The organism is Streptococcus sp. CF7_Ac1-12, assembly GCF_024295905.1.
Taxonomy (GTDB): Bacteria; Bacillota; Bacilli; order Lactobacillales; family Streptococcaceae; genus Streptococcus; species Streptococcus mitis_AP.
This window is the reverse complement of the sequence record NZ_JANCPG010000005.1, coordinates 14,735-30,524: the sequence shown is the minus strand read 5'-3', so window position 1 is coordinate 30,524 and position 15,790 is coordinate 14,735. Positions and strand designations below refer to the sequence as shown.

The following is a 15,790-nucleotide window of genomic DNA, read 5'->3' as shown; positions in this document are numbered from 1 at the left end:
GTTATTTATTCTCCCAACGTTTGAAAGCAAGAACTGCATTGTGCCCACCAAAACCAAAGGTATTTGAAATAGCGTATGGAATTTCTTGCTCCAAGCCTTGTCCATAAACGACATTGGCTTCGATATAATCTGATACTTCACTTGTCCCAGCTGTCATTGGTACAAAGTTATGACGCATAGCTTCGATGGTAACGATAGCTTCTACTGCACCTGCAGCGCCCAGCAAATGTCCTGTGAAAGACTTAGTTGATGATACAGGTACTTCCTTACCAAGAACAGCCACGATCGCACCACTTTCTCCTTTTTCATTAGCAGGAGTTGACGTTCCGTGAGCATTGACATAGGCTACTTGCTCTGGAGAAATCTCAGCTTCTTCCAAGGCTAGTTTGATGGCCTTGATAGCTCCCTGACCTTCTGGATGTGGTGAAGTCATGTGGTAGGCATCACAAGTATTTCCGTAACCAACCACTTCAGCCAAGATAGTAGCCCCACGTTTTTCAGCGTGTTCAAGGCTTTCAAGAACCAACATTCCTGAACCTTCTCCCATAACAAAACCGTTACGGTCCTTATCAAATGGAATGGAAGCACGAGTTGGATCCTCTGTAGTTGAGAGAGCAGTTAGGGCTTGGAAACCAGCAATAGCAAAAGGTGTGATAGAAGCTTCTGAACCACCTACCAACATAACGTCTTGGAAACCAAACTTAATGGAGCGGAAGGCATCCCCAATCGCGTCATTTGATGAAGCACAGGCAGTATTGATGGATTTACAAACACCGTTTGCTCCAAAACGCATAGCCACATTTCCTGAAGCCATATTTGGCAAGGCTTTTGGAAGGGTCAATGGTTTCACACGTTTTGGTCCTTTGTCATTTAGGCGAAGCACTTGATCTTCAATTTCCTTGATTCCACCAATACCAGAAGCCACAATAACACCAAAACGATCCTTGTCAAGAGTCTCTACATCGAGATTAGCGTGATTAACAGCTTCTTGGGCTGCATACAAGGCATATAAAGAATAATTATCAAAACGATTGGTATCTTTCTTAACAAAGTATTTATCAAAAGGAAAATCTTGGATTTCTGCTGCATTATGCACATCAAAGTCACTATGATCAAATTTCGTAATTTGACCAATTCCGATTTTTCCAGTTGTCAAACTATTCCAAAATTCTTCTGGTGTATTTCCGATTGGAGATGTTACTCCATAACCTGTTACTACTACGCGATTTAGTTTCATCTTTTTTACCTCTAGCTTCTGCTACATACTTAAGCCACCATCAATGGCAACCACTTGACCAGTTAGATAATCTTGGCCTGCTAAAAATACTGTCAAATCTGCAACCTGCTCTGCCTGACCAAATTCTTTCATAGGAATTTGTGCCAGCATAGCATCTTTTACCTTGTCTGATAGAACAGCTGTCATATCGGACTCAATCATTCCAGGTGCAATAGCATTAACTCTGATATTGCGATTGGCCACTTCACGAGCCACAGACTTAGTAAAACCAATCAAACCAGCCTTAGAAGCTGCATAGTTAGCTTGACCGATATTTCCCATCAAACCAACAACACTAGACATATTAATGATAGCACCTTCTCTGGCTTTCATCATCGGTTTCAAGACTGATTGTGTCATGTTAAAGGCACCAGTCAAGTTAACCTTGAGCACTTTTTCAAAATCCGCTTCTGTCATCTTGAGCATAAGGGTATCTTGGGTAATCCCTGCATTATTGACCAAAACATCTACTGAACCCAGCTCTGCAATAGCTTGATCAACCATACGTTTAGCGTCTGCAAAATCTGATACATCTCCTGAAATGGGAACCACCTTGACACCATAGTTTGAAAACTCAGCGAGCAATTCTTCTGAAATTGCACCACGACTGTTTAAGACAATATTGGCTCCTGCTTGAGCAAACTTATGGGCAATGGCAAGACCAATTCCACGACTCGAACCTGTAATAAAGATATTTTTATTTTTTAGTTGCATTCTTTTCTCCTGTTTCCTCTTGTATTTATGGGAGAAGGGATTACTTGTTTTCTAGCAAAGTTTCCAAACTAGCCTGATCTTCAACATTGGCTAGTTTAGCGGTCTTATCAATTTTTTTGACAAAACCTGACAAGACTTTCCCCGGGCCAATCTCGATAAAGTTAGTTACGCCTGCTTCTTGCATAACTGCAATACTTTCATAGAAACGAACTGGTTCCTTGACCTGACGCGTCAAGAGTTGAGCAATGTCTTCTTTTTGCATAACTGCAGCTTCTGTATTGCCGACTAGGGGACAAGTGAAATCTGAAAAACTTACCTGAGCTAGAGTTTCAGCTAGTCTCTGGCTGGCAGGCTCAAGGAGAGCGGTATGAAAGGGCCCTGAAACCTTGAGAGGAATCAAGCGTTTAGCTCCTGCCTCCTGCAAGAGTTCGACAGCTCGATCAACTGCTACCACTTCTCCACCAATCACGATTTGTGCAGGTGTATTATAGTTGGCTGGGGTAACTACTCCAAGTTCAGAAGCTTTTCGACAGACTTCTTCAATAACCTCTACTGGCGTATTGAGAACTGCTACCATCTTGCCAGAACCAGCAGGGGCCGCTTCTTCCATATAGGCTCCACGCTTAGCTACCAAGGCTACCGCTTCTTCAAAATCCAAGGCACCGCTGGCCACCAAGGCAGAGTATTCTCCAAGGGACAAACCAGCAACCATGTCAGGCTGATAGCCCTTTTCTTGCAATAAACGGTAGATAGCAACTGAAGTTGCTAAAATAGCTGGTTGCGTATAGCGGGTCTGATTGAGTTTTTCTTCTGCCGTATCAATGAGATGACGCAAATCATAACCGAGTACCTGACTCGCTTGATCAATTGTTTCTTTGACAATAGGATAGTGATCATATAGATCACGACCCATACCTAGATACTGGGCACCTTGACCAGCAAATAAAAAGGCTGTTTTAGTCATTTCTTACAACTCCTGCCCAACGAGAGGCTTCTTCTTGAATTTTCTTAGCTGCTCCGTAATACAAATCTTTTAGGATTTCTTCAACGGTTTCTTCTTTGGAAACAAGGCCTGCAATTTGACCTGCCATGACAGAGCCTCCATCCACATCTCCGTGGACAACCGCTTTGGCTAGAGCACCTGCTCCCATTTGTTCAAAAATTTCCAAATCTGGATTTTCTTGTTTAAAGGCATCTTTTTCAGCTTGTTCAAAATCACGAGTCAACTGATTTTTAATCGCACGAACAGCATGTCCAAAGTGTTGAGCTGAAATCGTAGTATCAATATCTCTAGCTTTTAAAATTTTTGCCTTATAATTTGGATGGGCATTAGACTCTTTTGCAACGACAAAACGAGTTCCAACCTGAACCGCCTCTGCCCCTAGCATAAAGCCAGCAGCAGCACCTTCACCATCTGCAATTCCACCTGCAGCAATAACAGGAATAGACACAGCAGCAGCTACCTGGCGTACCAGGGTCATAGTTGTTAATTTCCCAATATGTCCCCCAGCTTCCATCCCTTCTGCAATAACAGCGTCCGCACCGATTTTTTCCATGCGTTTTGCTAGGGCAACACTTGGTACAACTGGAATAACTGTAATACCTGCTTCATGGAAACGTTCCATGTATTTACCAGGATTTCCTGCGCCTGTTGTCACTACCTTAACACCTTCCTCGATAACGAGGTCTACAATATCTTCCACAAAGGGAGACAAGAGCATGATGTTGACACCAAAGGGTTTATCAGTCAATGATTTGATTTTATCAATATTTGCCTTGACAACTTCTTTAGGTGCATTCCCCCCACCGATAATCCCTAGTCCTCCAGCCTTGGAAACAGCCCCTGCCAAATCACCATCAGCGACCCAGGCCATTCCTCCTTGGAAAATAGGATATTCAATATTCAATAATTCTGTAATACGTGTTTTCATAGTGCCTCCATCCTTTCTTGCTTACGTAATAGTTCGATATCGTCATAATTTGACAATCAAACTATTGCCTAAACAAGAGGGAGCGGGTTTCCCTACTCCTTCTATCTATATTCTGTTTATTTTGTTTGCTCTTCAACGTAGGCAACCAAGTCACCAACTGTTTTCAAGTCATCTTCTGCTTCGATTTGGATATCAAAAGCATCTTCAATTTCTGAGATTACTTGGAACAAGTCCAATGAATCTGCGTCCAAATCATCAAAAGTTGATTCAAGTGTTACTTCTGATGCGTCTTTTCCAAGTTCTTCAACGATAATTTCTTGTACTTTTTCAAATACTGCCATGATAGGACTCCTTTAAAATAAATAGTTTTTATAACAATGTGTTCACCACATGATTACCTAAATTGTAAGAATGAGCGTGCCCCATGTCAAGCCTCCACCGAAGCCTGATAGTAGAACAGTCTGGCTACCATCTAAACGGATAAGACCTTGTTCTACACACTCTGAAAGTAAAATCGGGATACTGGCTGCACTGGTATTGCCATATTCCATCATATTGGCTGGAAGTTTATCTCGGTTAACACCGATTTTTCTAGCCATCTTATCCAAAATACGGTCATTAGCCTGATGAAGTAGCAGATAATCCAAGTTTGTCGCCTCTATAGGAGATTCATCAATAGTCTGCTTGATAGACTTGGCTACGTCCCGAATAGCAAAATCAAAGACTGCGCGCCCATCCATCTTCAAAAATGAATCTGCACTTTCTTGATCTGAAAATGGAGAATGTAACCCTGAATGTCCATAGGTCAGACACTCGCTGCGACTTCCATCGCTATTGAGACTCTCTGCCAAGAAATGCTCTTGCTCGCTAGCTTCTAACAAGACACCACCAGCACCATCTCCAAACAAAACAGCTGTTGATCGGTCTGACCAATCGACTGCTTTAGAGAGGGTTTCACTACCAATCACCAAGCCTTTTTGAAAGCGACCAGAAGCGATAAACTTTTCAGCAGTTGAAAGAGCAAATACAAATCCACTGCAAGCCGCTGTTAGGTCAAAAGCAAAGGCCTTATTAGCACCAATATTAGCTTGAACACGAGCAGCTGTAGAGGGCATCATCGAATCTGGAGTAATGGTAGCTAGGATGATAAAATCCAACTCCCCTCCTGTGATTCCAGCTTTTGCCATCAGTTTCTTGGCAACTTCTGTAGCCAAATCACTAGTAGATTCTGTTCTTGAAATATGCCTTTGTCGTATTCCCGTCCGACTTGAAATCCACTCATCATTGGTATCCATAATCTGAGCCAAATCATGATTTGTAACCACTTGCTCTGGCACATAATGAGCAACCTGGCTTATTTTTGCAAAAGCCATTATCTCAAATCCTCCAAAAATTGATAAAGATTGGTCAAACCTTTGCTCATAACCTCAATTTCTTGCTTACTCATACCATCAATGATTTTTTCAACCATGGCCTTGTGGAAGCGTTTATGTAGCCTATGAACCAAGCGACCTTTCTTTGTCAAATGCAGATGTACCACACGTCGATCATGTTCTGAACGAATGCGTTCAATGTAACCCTTACGTTCGAGATTATTCAAACTAGTCGTAACTGTCCCAAGAGTCACCATCAACTCTTTTGACACTTGACTTGGTGTCACATCTGGAACTTTTCCAATCACATCAATCGTATGCATTTCTTTGATGGAGATATCCTTGAAACGACTACCTCTCAAGCTAACTTCCTCAATAACGAGGACATTGTTAAATATAGACGTTAAATATTCATTAATTCGTTGGTAGTCCAATCTTTCCTTCCCTCCTTTTCAAAAAAACTTTTAGAATCAAAACATTTGACAAAAGAATTATATCAAAGTTCAAAGAATGGTGCAAGTATTTTTTTATTTTCCTGTAAATTTAGGTCGTCTTCTTTCCGAATGAGCCCGAACTCCTTCTTTGAAATCCTCTGTTTGAGCTAAGGATTCCTGTAGGTTCAGTTCTAAAGTAGCATAATCTTGCCAATCTTTGAATTGGCTCTCCCACACCAACTTCTTAATGGCAGCATAGGAATTGCTTGAACCACGTCTTAATTTTTTAAGAAGCTGTTCTCTAGTCTTTTCAAGTTTATCAGCTTCACAGACACGGTAAACCAGGCCCCACTCTAGAGCTTTTTCTGCTGTCAATGCCTCTCCTGTCATAGCTAATTGAGCAGCACGCGTCACACCAATACTTCGACTCAAGAGATGAATTCCTCCTGCATCCGGAGCCAAGCCAACTCCAACAAAGGCTTGGATAAATTTAGCCTTATCCGTTGCCAGACAGAAATCTGCAGCAACAGCCATATTTGCTGCGGCACCTGCAACAGCCCCATCAACCTCCATCAAGACAGGTTTAGCAATTTGCTTGATTTTATAAGAAATAGTATTGACCAATTCTGCGATTTTCGTCAATGATGGAATATCATCCTCATCGACTGCTCGCTTCATCTCAACCAAATCTCCCCCAACAGAGAAGACTTTGCCATTCGCGTTGATTAAGACAAAATGCACAGCCGGATCCTCTTCTGCCAAAATCAGAGCTTCTAAAATCTCCTCACACATGGGAATGTGGAAACCGTTAGCGACCTCAGGACGGTTTAACGTAATGATTGCTAAATCCTCTTCAAGCTGATAAATAATGTGTTCCATCAGGACTCCTTTTTGTTTTATAAGCGATTTAAATTATTTTATTATCAAAGTATATCTTTTTTAGGAGCAGAAAGCAATAAAAAAATCGACTAAAAGTGTCTCAGCCGATTAGAAAGGCTCGCTTTATACTAGAACGCATCTTATTTTCTTCATTGAAAAAAGACTTTCTTTCTGCTATAATCGTATAAAATACTTACTTTAGGAGTTCTTATGAAGGTTGTTAAATTTGGAGGTAGCTCTCTTGCCTCTGCTGGTCAATTAGAAAAAGTTTTAAACATCGTCAAAAGCGATCCAGAGCGTCGTTTTGTAGTCGTTTCTGCACCTGGTAAACGAAACGCTGAAGACACTAAGGTTACGGATGCCTTGATTAAATACTACCGTGATTATGTCGCTGGTAACGATATTAGCAAGAGTCAAAATTGGATTATCGACCGCTATGCTGCTATGGTAAGCGAATTGGGACTGAAGCCAGCTGTTCTAGAAAAAATTTCAAAAAGCATTCGCGCCTTGGCCACTCTTCCTATTGATGAAAATGAATTTCTCTACGATACTTTCCTCGCAGCGGGTGAAAATAACAATGCTAAATTGATTGCTGCCTACTTTAATCAAAATGGTATTGATGCACGCTATGTGCACCCTAGAGAAGCTGGTATTATGGTCACAAGTGAACCTGGTAACGCTCGCATCATTCCATCAAGTTATGACAAGATTGAAGAATTGACCAATGCAAATGAAGTTCTGGTCATTCCTGGTTTCTTTGGGGTTACCAAGGAAAATCAAATTTGTACCTTCTCACGTGGAGGCTCTGATATCACTGGTTCTATCATTGCTGCTGGTGTAAAAGCCGACCTCTATGAAAACTTTACGGACGTTGATGGTATCTTTGCTGCCCACCCTGGTATAATCCATCAACCACATTCTATCCCTGAATTAACCTATCGTGAAATGCGTGAGTTGGCCTATGCAGGATTCTCAGTCCTTCATGATGAAGCTCTTCTACCTGCCTACCGTGGAAAAATTCCTCTAGTTATCAAGAACACCAACAATCCTGACCATCCAGGTACTCGTATCGTTCTAAAACACAGTAGTGATGAATTTCCAGTTGTGGGAATTGCTGGTGACTCTGGCTTTGTCAGCATCAACATGTCCAAATACCTCATGAACCGTGAGATTGGATTTGGACGCAAGGTTCTGCAAATCCTTGAAGACCTCAACATTGGTTGGGAACATATGCCAACAGGTATCGACGATCTTTCAATCATTCTCCGTTCTCGCGAACTAACTCCTATCAAGGAAGAAGAAATCCTTCGTCAGTTGGTGCAAAAGGCTGAGGTAGACCATGCAGAAATCGAACACGACCTTTCTATCATTATGATTGTTGGTGAAAAGATGAAGAGTCATATTGGAGTAACTGCTACTGCAACGCGCGCGCTATCTGAAAACAAGATCAACATCCAGATGATGTCTCAAGGTTCTAGTGAAGTTTCTATCATGTTTGTTGTCAATAAAGACCAAGAGAAAGCAGCAATCAAAGCCCTCTACAATGCCTTTTTCGGTGAAAGTAAGGAAGACTAATCATGGCCCAATCGCTTAACAAAACAGTGCTCCTCAATACGACAGGCACTTCCTACCTCTCTATAGCTGGGAAAGTTGGGAAATTCCTAGTCGGAGATCAGGCTCTGGAATTTTACCCAGATGTCAATGTCGAACAATTTATCCAGATTCCTTGGAGCCATATCAACCAGATTGGAGCCAATGTCACTGGGCGAAAAATCAGTCGCCACTTCGAAGTCTTTACAGACAGAGGAAAATTCCTCTTTGCTTCAAAAGACTCAGGTGCCATTCTCAAAATTGCGCGTGAAAAATTGGGCAATGACAAGGTCGTCAAGCTTCCAACCCTAATTCAGACCATTGGGCAAAAATTTAAAAATCTATTTGCAAAAAAGTAGAAACTTTAGTATAATCATAGCAACGGATAAGTAGGTTATCTTCTTCTTTCAGAAAGTCTGCGGGTGCTGCGAGCAGATAGGAGGGATAGGTGAAATTCTACCGTTAGTAACAATTACATACACAATCAAGTGCACACCTGTGAAGTTGGATGGAACCGTGGCCCTGCCACTCCAACGCTTTGTCAGGTGTGCTTTTTTCATAAAGGAGTTCTTATGTTAGATATCAAACGTATTCGTACAGACTTTGATGCTGTCGCAGAAAAATTAGCTACACGTGGTGTAGATGCTGCTATCTTAAACGAGATGAAAGAAATCGATGCTAAACGTCGTGACATCTTGGTCAAGGTTGAAACTTTAAAAGCAGAACGTAACACAGTTTCTGCTGAGATTGCCCAAGCCAAACGCAACAAGGAAAATGCAGATGACAAGATTGCTGCCATGCAAACTCTATCTGCTGAAGTCAAAGCCTTGGATGCTGAATTGGCAGAAATCGATGCTAAATTGACAGAATTTACTACTACTCTTCCAAACATCCCAGCTGACAGCGTTCCTGTTGGGGCTGACGAAGATGACAATGTGGAAGTTCGCCGTTGGGGTACTCCACGCGAGTTCGATTTCGAGCCAAAAGCTCACTGGGATCTTGGTGAAGATCTTGGTATCCTTGACTGGGAACGCGGTGGTAAGGTAACAGGCGCTCGTTTCCTCTTCTATAAAGGTCTCGGTGCTCGTTTGGAACGTGCCATCTACAACTTTATGTTGGATGAACATGGAAAAGAAGGCTATACGGAAGTCATCACGCCTTACATGGTTAACCATGACTCTATGTTTGGTACTGGTCAATATCCAAAATTCAAGGAAGATACTTTTGAACTCAGCGATAGCAATTACGTCCTTATTCCTACAGCTGAAGTTCCTCTGACAAACTACTACCGTGATGAAATCCTGGACGGTAAAGACCTGCCAATCTACTTCACTGCTATGAGTCCATCATTCCGTTCTGAGGCTGGTTCTGCCGGTCGTGATACTCGTGGCTTGATTCGTTTGCACCAATTCCACAAGGTTGAAATGGTTAAATTTGCCAAGCCAGAAGAATCTTATGAAGAATTGGAAAAAATGACAGCCAACGCTGAAAATATCCTTCAAAAACTTAACCTTCCATACCGTGTCGTTGCTCTCTCTACAGGAGATATGGGCTTCTCAGCTGCTAAAACTTACGACTTGGAAGTTTGGATTCCAGCGCAAAATACCTACCGTGAAATCTCAAGTTGTTCAAACACAGAAGATTTCCAAGCCCGTCGTGCCCAAATCCGTTACCGTGATGAAGCAGACGGCAAGGTGAAACTCCTCCATACCTTGAACGGTTCTGGACTTGCAGTTGGACGTACAGTGGCTGCTATTCTTGAAAACTACCAAAATGAAGATGGTTCTGTGACCATCCCAGAAGCACTTCGTCCATACATGGGCGGAGCTGAGGTTATCAAACCATAAAAAATAAGGTTTAGCTATTTCTAGCTAGACCTTTTTTCGTAACCAATTCAGATAAGAACCTAGTACAAAGACTAAAATAATTAAGCAAATAGCGGTTTCAGCCAGTACTAAATAATCCAAAAATGGAAGTTTCAAGATTCCCTGAGCCATCTTGAGCGAGGTAGCCGTGATAATAGTTGGGAAGGTGAGGGCTGAAAAGGCTGGTTGAAAGCCATGTTTTAAAATGTTGGGCAGGCGAGTCAAAACAAAGAAAAAGAAGGATTGGGAAGCCAAAATCATCACAACTAATAGCCAAGTCGGTAGGCTCTCTCCTCCAACTCGAACTAGGGAAGCCAAGAGTAGAGAGAAAGGAGCACAGTAGATTCCTTCTTGACCAAGCAAGGCTACGGGGAGTGGTTGTTTCTTTAAATCACTATAAATAAGGGGATAGAGATAGAAGGTTAGGAGAAAACCAAAACTCAAGGTCGCATAGGCAATTTCGATGATACCTACAAGAGGATAGGTCAAGGCAGCCACTGCTATCCCCACATAGAGAACCGTCCAGCTTGGAGTAGCATGAACCCTCCACCCCGGACAGGCAAATTTAATGGTAAAACCAGCAATCAGGGCTACATCCAAGAGAAATGAAAACCACCAGAGTCCTTGCGCTACCAAAGGAAGATGAGGGAAGACGCGAAAAACATAAGTCGATAAAATCATCCCAGCCATGGGAAAAGTCGCCATTCCTGACAAAAGAGGAGGTTTGGTCAATTCTTGCTTGGTTTCTTTCCAATTAAAGAGATGAAGAATAAGAAAGAATATCCACAAAATTAAACCTGTCAGACTAAATAGATGGGACAGAACCGGCAACGTATCTAAAATAAGATTTCCAGCTCCTGCTAAACCTAGCAAACATCCAGAAAATACCAAGGGGAGTTTTTTCATTCTAACCTCCAATAATCATGTTAGTTTCAGTATAGCATAAAAGCGCTTAAATGAGGGGATAAAAAATGAAGTCAAATTATTTCAGACTTCATTTTACTCAGATATGAATTAAGCATAAGGTTGCAATTCTGGGTTAATTGGGGTATTGGCTAGGTTGTTGGCATAGTTACAGAGGCTTGCTAGGCTGACACCAAGAACCACATCCAAGGCATTTTGTTGAGTGTATCCAGCTTCTAGAAACTCAGCCAAGGCTTCATCTCCTACACGTCCCTTGGTATTGATTACAGCCAAGGTAAACTTAGCTAGGGTGTCCAATTTAGGATCTGTTTCAATTGGAGTGCGATTGCGAAGGGCTTGCAGAAGGTCATCATTCATCTGGATTTGTTTGATGGAAAAAGCTGTGTGACCTGCCACGCAGAAAGCACAACCATTAGTTACAGCTGCCGTGATTTGCACCACTTCACGCTCAACTGGTGTCAGGCTATTGCGACGGTTGATGGCTCCGACAGTTCTGTAGGCTTCTAAGGCGGTAGGTGCATTAGCCAAGAGACCGATTAGGTTGGGAATATAGCCATTGTTATCTTTTTCTACTGTTTCAAGAACTTCTTTTACTTCTGATGGTGCTGATTCGACTGTATGGATAGTAAATGTTGTCATCATAAAACCTCTTTTCATGTTGTTGAAATCTAGTCTATCACAGATTCTATACCGTGTATAATATATATTTTAAATTGCACTGATAGAAATTTTTTATGAAAGCAAAAAATCACACGAGCTGTGTGATTTCATTATTTGTCAAAATACTTTTTAGTCTCAGCAATAACGACTGGCGATAAAACTAAGAGGGCAATCAAATTTGGCAGAGCCATCAAGGCATTGACAATATCTGCGATAATCCAAACCATATCCAACTCGATAAATCCTCCCAACAAGACCATGAGTACAAAGACCACACGGTAGAGCCAGATAAAGCGAACCCCAAAGAGGAACTCGAAACAGCGTTCTCCATAGTAGTTCCAACCAAGAATCGTTGTAAAGGCAAAGAGCACAAGGAAGATTGTTAAGAGAGCAGGTCCAAAGTGTGAAAAGACTGTTGAGAAGGCTGACTGAGTCAAGGCAACCCCATTTAAGTCACCACTCCAAACACCAGTCACCAAGATGGTCAAACCAGTCAGAGTACAGATAATGAGGGTGTCAATAAAGGTTCCTGTCATGGAAATCAAACCTTGCTCTACTGGTTCGTTTGTCTTAGCTGCAGCAGCTGCAATGGGAGCAGAACCCAGACCAGATTCGTTTGAGAATACACCACGCGCCACACCGTTTTGAATAGCCATCCGAATGCTAGCACCGGCAAATCCACCTACCGCAGCAACAGGACTAAAAGCGGATGTCAAGATTAAAGCGATTGTGGCAGGGATTTCCCCTATATTAAAGAAAATAACTGTCAGAGTTCCCAAAATATAAATGATAGCCATAAAAGGAACAACAGTAGTTGAAACCTTTGAAATGGACTTGAGCCCGCCAAAGACTGCAATTGCTACAAAGACAGATAACACAAGAGCTGTGATGGCTGGCGAAATAGCGGTTGTATTTTGGATAGATTCTGTAATCGAGTTTACCTGGGTAAAGGTTCCGATTCCCAACAAAGCTACTAGCACACCTGCTAGGGCAAAGAAGATGGCAAGGGGACGCCACTTTTCTCCCATCCCTAGAAGGATATAGTGCATTGGACCTCCCGCTACTGCACCATGGTCGTCCTTTGTGCGGTATTTAATCGCCAAAAGTCCTTCCGCATACTTGGTAGCCATCCCAAAGAAAGCGGCCATCCACATCCAAAAGAGTGCTCCTGGTCCACCGACCTTGATAGCTGTAGCTACCCCGATAATATTTCCCGTACCAACTGTCGCTGCTAGGGCTGTACATAGTGCTGCAAAGCTGGATACATCTCCATGCCCCTTGTCCTTAGTAAAAATAAGCTGGAAGGCCTTGGGCAGACGCAAAACCTGCAAGAGGCCTAGACGGGCAGTTAGGTAAATCCCTGTCCCGACCAAGAGAATCAAGAGGGGGGGGCCCCAAGCAAAAGCATCAATTGATTTAAGCAATTCTAACATTTCCTTCTCCTATCTTTTCAACCCCAAAAGAAAGAGCACATGCAAGATACATGTACTCTGGAATGCTTAGATAAATGCTAAAAAGCGGTCTATCCTAGCTCTGTCCTTTTACCTGAGAGTTTGAGCAGTTGCCTGCCTTGCCCCTTCGGTGCCTTTACGGTCTCTCCAGAGTTCCGTCCATTTACAGTCATGGAAAATCAAACGATTCGCCACTTCTATTAAACTTCATTCGGTGTTGGTATTTAATTGATTCTTATTTTACAAAAAATGTTGGCTTTTGTCAATGTGTTTATTAGTAAAACTTAATTCAACAGTTTTTACTGTATAAAGCCCGGAATACTGCTATCCTTTAAAAGTGACAATAGTCGCACCACTGCCTCCAGCATTTTGTGGGGCATAGCCGAAACTCTTGACATGCTTGTTTCTTTGTAGGTATTTGGTGACACCTTCACGGATGACACCTGTTCCGATACCATGGATGATATCTACTTGAGCCATATTATTAAGCAAGGCTTGGTCGATAAAAGCATCTAGCTCATTCATTGCTTCTTCGTAACGTTTGCCTCGAAGATCCAGTCTGGCTTGTGGGCCACGACCAGAAGTTCGTTTCACGACATTGACCTGTTTCTTCTTGACTTGCTTTTCTTGCTGGGCTTGAACGAGGTCAAACTCTTTTTCTTCCAAGGTCATCTTAATTAAGCCGACCTGGGCTTCCCAGCGGCCATCTTTGAGTTGACTGGTCAAGGTACCACGCTGTCCATAACTGAGAACAACGATATCATCTCCCACCTTTGGAGCTCGTTTTTTCTTGGCCTTTTGAAGAACCTTGTTTTTAGACAAATCTACTTTTTCAGGAGCCAATTTTTTCAACTTGGCCTTGGCTTCAATGATTTCGTGGGGCTTGAGTTGGGATTTGCTGTGGAGATTTTTGAGAATCTGGTCACTTTCACTCAGAGCCATGTCCACAATCTCAGCAGCCTGTTCACGCGCCTTGTTAAGCTCGGTTTCCTTTTCACGATTAAGCTCGTTGTAAAGTTTTTTGAGAGCACGGTTCATCTTGAGATTTTCTTGCTCCACCTCACGGATATTGTCCAAGCGTTTGCGACTCTCTAGCGTCTGCTCTTCCAGCTGCTCAATAATCCGATTGACATCATTGTCCTGATCGACCTGCTGACTGGCATCTCCTACGATAACTTCAGATAAACCTAGGCGTTTGGCAATTTCAAAGGCATTGCTTCGGCCAGGCACACCCTGCATAAAGCGATAGGTTGGACGAAGAGTCGCAGTATCAAACTCCATACTGGCGTTTTGCACAAAAGCTGTCTCGATACCATAGGCCTTAAGTTCTGGATAGTGGGTGGTTGCCATGGTCTTGACTTGACGTAGGCGAAGGTCCTCCAGAATAGCCATAGCAAGGGCAGCTCCCTCTTGGGGATCTGTACCAGCCCCCAACTCATCCAAGAGCAAGAGCGAATGCTGGTTGACCTTGCCAAGAATATCCACAATATTGGTCATGTGGCTAGAGAAGGTAGACAAGCTCTGCTCAATAGACTGCTCATCGCCAATATCAGCAAAGATTTCTTCAAAAATACCAACACGGCTTCCCTTGTCTGCTAAAATCGGCAAACCGGACTGGGCCATCACTTGTGTCAAGCCCAGAGTCTTGAGCATGATGGTCTTCCCACCTGTATTGGGACCTGTAATGACAATCGCTGTTAAATCTTGGCCAAAATGGACATCATTTGCGACGGCATTTTGAACCAAAGGATGGCAGACATGGAGCAGTTGAATCTCTTGATTTTCTGATAGCTGAGGAACAACTGCTTGCCTTTCTTGGATAAAACGAACCTTGGCACGAATCAAGTCTAAATGGCCAATAATCCAAGCGTCATTGGCAATCTCAGCCGCATGAGGGCGGACACGTTCAGAAATTTCTTGGAGAATGCGAAGCATTTCATAGCGCTCATCTGCTCGTAAACTGGCAATTTCTTCGCTCAGTTTGACCACCTCACGGGGTTCGATATAGACGGTGTTTCCACTAGCAGAAATATCATGAACGACACCTGCAATCTTATTGCGGTAGGTGTTTTTGACAGGTAAAACCTGACGGCCATTTCTGCTTGCAACGATTCCTTCTGTCAACATCTGCGCTTTTTGCTTGAGCAGATCCTGTAAAACATCGCGCACCTGACTCTCGCTATCATGGATTTTTCGACGGATGCGCGCTAATTCTTCACTGGCAAAATTTTCAATAAAACCTGCATCATTAAAGGCCTGGAGATTTCCTTGTAATTGCGGAAAATCGTGTAATTTCTCAAACCAAAGAGCTAATTCTTCCAAGCTAACATTTTCCAGATTGGCGTAAAAACTTTGCAGTTCTCGGCTAGCAAGAAGCACCCGCTTCAAGAGAAGGAACTCCTCGATATTGAGATCTGCCCCCATCTCCAACCGCTTACAGACTCCTGCAATTTCCTTGGTTGCGAGAATGGTAAAATGCGGTTGCTCGACGAAGAGTGCCTGCATTTCCTTCATCTCAGCAAAAGCCTGTTTGATTTTATCTGCCTTAGCAGTTGGAGCTAGCTGTCTCAGTTGCTCCAAGCCCTGCTCTGTCAACAAATGAGGTTCAAACAAGGCCTTGACCTTATTGAACTCTAATGTTTCTAATATTTTCTTATTCATCTTTATTTCCTTGTCTTTGAATGTCTAGGTGT

General features: G+C 42.7%; 15 protein-coding genes and 1 riboswitch. Of the genes, 3 read left to right on the top strand and 12 right to left on the bottom strand.

Annotated features, from left to right (window positions below):
• Position 1 precedes the first annotated feature (1 nt).
• The 8 genes from fabF to NMM17_RS03615 all read right to left on the bottom strand — a co-directional run bounded on the left by fabF (position 2) and on the right by NMM17_RS03615 (position 6,607).
• Positions 2-1,237, bottom strand: a complete 1,236-nt coding sequence (fabF, locus tag NMM17_RS03650) for a beta-ketoacyl-ACP synthase II (RefSeq protein ID WP_000774075.1) — start codon at positions 1,235-1,237, stop codon at positions 2-4.
• 21 nt (positions 1,238-1,258) lie between these two features.
• Positions 1,259-1,990 carry a 3-oxoacyl-[acyl-carrier-protein] reductase gene (gene fabG / locus NMM17_RS03645; RefSeq protein WP_001176197.1) on the bottom strand — a complete coding sequence of 244 codons (732 nt, stop codon included), beginning with the start codon at positions 1,988-1,990 and terminating at the stop codon, positions 1,259-1,261.
• A 40-nt stretch (positions 1,991-2,030) separates the two neighbouring features.
• Positions 2,031-2,954 (bottom strand): ACP S-malonyltransferase, encoded by a 924-nt coding sequence (gene fabD, locus NMM17_RS03640; protein ID WP_000167637.1) that lies wholly within the window; start codon positions 2,952-2,954, stop codon positions 2,031-2,033.
• Positions 2,947-3,921 carry an enoyl-[acyl-carrier-protein] reductase FabK gene (fabK, locus tag NMM17_RS03635; RefSeq protein ID WP_000857458.1) on the bottom strand — a complete coding sequence of 325 codons (975 nt, stop codon included), beginning with the start codon at positions 3,919-3,921 and terminating at the stop codon, positions 2,947-2,949. The genes fabD and fabK overlap by 8 nt, the downstream gene beginning before the upstream one ends.
• Before the next feature lie 116 nt (positions 3,922-4,037).
• Positions 4,038-4,262 carry an acyl carrier protein gene (locus NMM17_RS03630; RefSeq protein WP_000257838.1) on the bottom strand — a complete coding sequence of 75 codons (225 nt, stop codon included), beginning with the start codon at positions 4,260-4,262 and terminating at the stop codon, positions 4,038-4,040.
• A gap of 57 nt (positions 4,263-4,319) precedes the next feature.
• Complete coding sequence (locus NMM17_RS03625; protein ID WP_000852954.1) at positions 4,320-5,294, bottom strand: beta-ketoacyl-ACP synthase III; 975 nt, start codon at positions 5,292-5,294, stop codon at positions 4,320-4,322.
• Complete coding sequence (locus NMM17_RS03620) at positions 5,294-5,728, bottom strand: MarR family winged helix-turn-helix transcriptional regulator (RefSeq protein ID WP_000386355.1); 435 nt, start codon at positions 5,726-5,728, stop codon at positions 5,294-5,296. Before NMM17_RS03620 ends, NMM17_RS03625 begins: the two co-directional genes overlap by 1 nt.
• Positions 5,729-5,821: 93 nt before the next feature.
• Positions 5,822-6,607, bottom strand: a complete 786-nt coding sequence (locus tag NMM17_RS03615) for an enoyl-CoA hydratase (protein WP_120718963.1) — start codon at positions 6,605-6,607, stop codon at positions 5,822-5,824.
• A gap of 210 nt (positions 6,608-6,817) precedes the next feature.
• On the opposite strand from NMM17_RS03615, the gene NMM17_RS03610 reads away from it, so the two are divergent.
• The 3 genes from NMM17_RS03610 to serS all read left to right on the top strand — a co-directional run bounded on the left by NMM17_RS03610 (position 6,818) and on the right by serS (position 10,044).
• A complete protein-coding gene (locus tag NMM17_RS03610) occupies positions 6,818-8,182 on the top strand; it encodes an aspartate kinase (RefSeq protein WP_254753854.1) in 1,365 nt (454 codons plus the stop codon).
• Between the two features lie 2 nt (positions 8,183-8,184).
• Positions 8,185-8,556, top strand: coding sequence for a DUF956 family protein (locus tag NMM17_RS03605; protein WP_000079349.1), 372 nt, complete (start codon positions 8,185-8,187; stop codon positions 8,554-8,556).
• Between the two features lie 213 nt (positions 8,557-8,769).
• Positions 8,770-10,044, top strand: a complete 1,275-nt coding sequence (gene serS / locus NMM17_RS03600) for a serine--tRNA ligase (protein ID WP_084927831.1) — start codon at positions 8,770-8,772, stop codon at positions 10,042-10,044.
• Positions 10,045-10,068: 24 nt separating this feature from the next.
• Here the strand turns inward: serS and NMM17_RS03595 are convergent, their stop codons facing one another.
• From NMM17_RS03595 to NMM17_RS03580, 4 genes are all read right to left on the bottom strand, one after another.
• Positions 10,069-10,968: a TDT family transporter gene (locus NMM17_RS03595; RefSeq protein WP_254753853.1), complete on the bottom strand. Its 900-nt coding sequence runs from the start codon at positions 10,966-10,968 to the stop codon at positions 10,069-10,071.
• Positions 10,969-11,076: 108 nt separating this feature from the next.
• Positions 11,077-11,625: a carboxymuconolactone decarboxylase family protein gene (locus NMM17_RS03590; RefSeq protein WP_125851613.1), complete on the bottom strand. Its 549-nt coding sequence runs from the start codon at positions 11,623-11,625 to the stop codon at positions 11,077-11,079.
• A gap of 131 nt (positions 11,626-11,756) precedes the next feature.
• A complete protein-coding gene (locus NMM17_RS03585) occupies positions 11,757-13,079 on the bottom strand; it encodes a sodium:alanine symporter family protein (protein ID WP_254753852.1) in 1,323 nt (440 codons plus the stop codon).
• Between the two features lie 90 nt (positions 13,080-13,169).
• A riboswitch (glycine riboswitch) is annotated at positions 13,170-13,258 on the bottom strand.
• 163 nt (positions 13,259-13,421) lie between these two features.
• Positions 13,422-15,758 carry an endonuclease MutS2 gene (locus NMM17_RS03580; protein ID WP_254753851.1) on the bottom strand — a complete coding sequence of 779 codons (2,337 nt, stop codon included), beginning with the start codon at positions 15,756-15,758 and terminating at the stop codon, positions 13,422-13,424.
• Positions 15,759-15,790: the final 32 nt, after the last annotated feature.

Coding starts and splice junctions, on each gene's coding strand:
- fabF (WP_000774075.1), bottom strand. CDS start 1,237: ATGAAACTAAATCGCGTAGTAGTAACAGGTTATGGAGTAACATCTCCA.
- NMM17_RS03590 (WP_125851613.1), bottom strand. CDS start 11,625: ATGACAACATTTACTATCCATACAGTCGAATCAGCACCATCAGAAGTA.
- fabG (WP_001176197.1), bottom strand. CDS start 1,990: ATGCAACTAAAAAATAAAAATATCTTTATTACAGGTTCGAGTCGTGGA.
- NMM17_RS03595 (WP_254753853.1), bottom strand. CDS start 10,968: ATGAAAAAACTCCCCTTGGTATTTTCTGGATGTTTGCTAGGTTTAGCA.
- NMM17_RS03605 (WP_000079349.1), top strand. CDS start 8,185: ATGGCCCAATCGCTTAACAAAACAGTGCTCCTCAATACGACAGGCACT.
- fabD (WP_000167637.1), bottom strand. CDS start 2,954: ATGACTAAAACAGCCTTTTTATTTGCTGGTCAAGGTGCCCAGTATCTA.
- fabK (WP_000857458.1), bottom strand. CDS start 3,921: ATGAAAACACGTATTACAGAATTATTGAATATTGAATATCCTATTTTC.
- NMM17_RS03610 (WP_254753854.1), top strand. CDS start 6,818: ATGAAGGTTGTTAAATTTGGAGGTAGCTCTCTTGCCTCTGCTGGTCAA.
- NMM17_RS03630 (WP_000257838.1), bottom strand. CDS start 4,262: ATGGCAGTATTTGAAAAAGTACAAGAAATTATCGTTGAAGAACTTGGA.
- NMM17_RS03585 (WP_254753852.1), bottom strand. CDS start 13,079: ATGTTAGAATTGCTTAAATCAATTGATGCTTTTGCTTGGGGCCCCCCC.
- serS (WP_084927831.1), top strand. CDS start 8,770: ATGTTAGATATCAAACGTATTCGTACAGACTTTGATGCTGTCGCAGAA.
- NMM17_RS03625 (WP_000852954.1), bottom strand. CDS start 5,294: ATGGCTTTTGCAAAAATAAGCCAGGTTGCTCATTATGTGCCAGAGCAA.
- NMM17_RS03615 (WP_120718963.1), bottom strand. CDS start 6,607: ATGGAACACATTATTTATCAGCTTGAAGAGGATTTAGCAATCATTACG.
- NMM17_RS03580 (WP_254753851.1), bottom strand. CDS start 15,758: ATGAATAAGAAAATATTAGAAACATTAGAGTTCAATAAGGTCAAGGCC.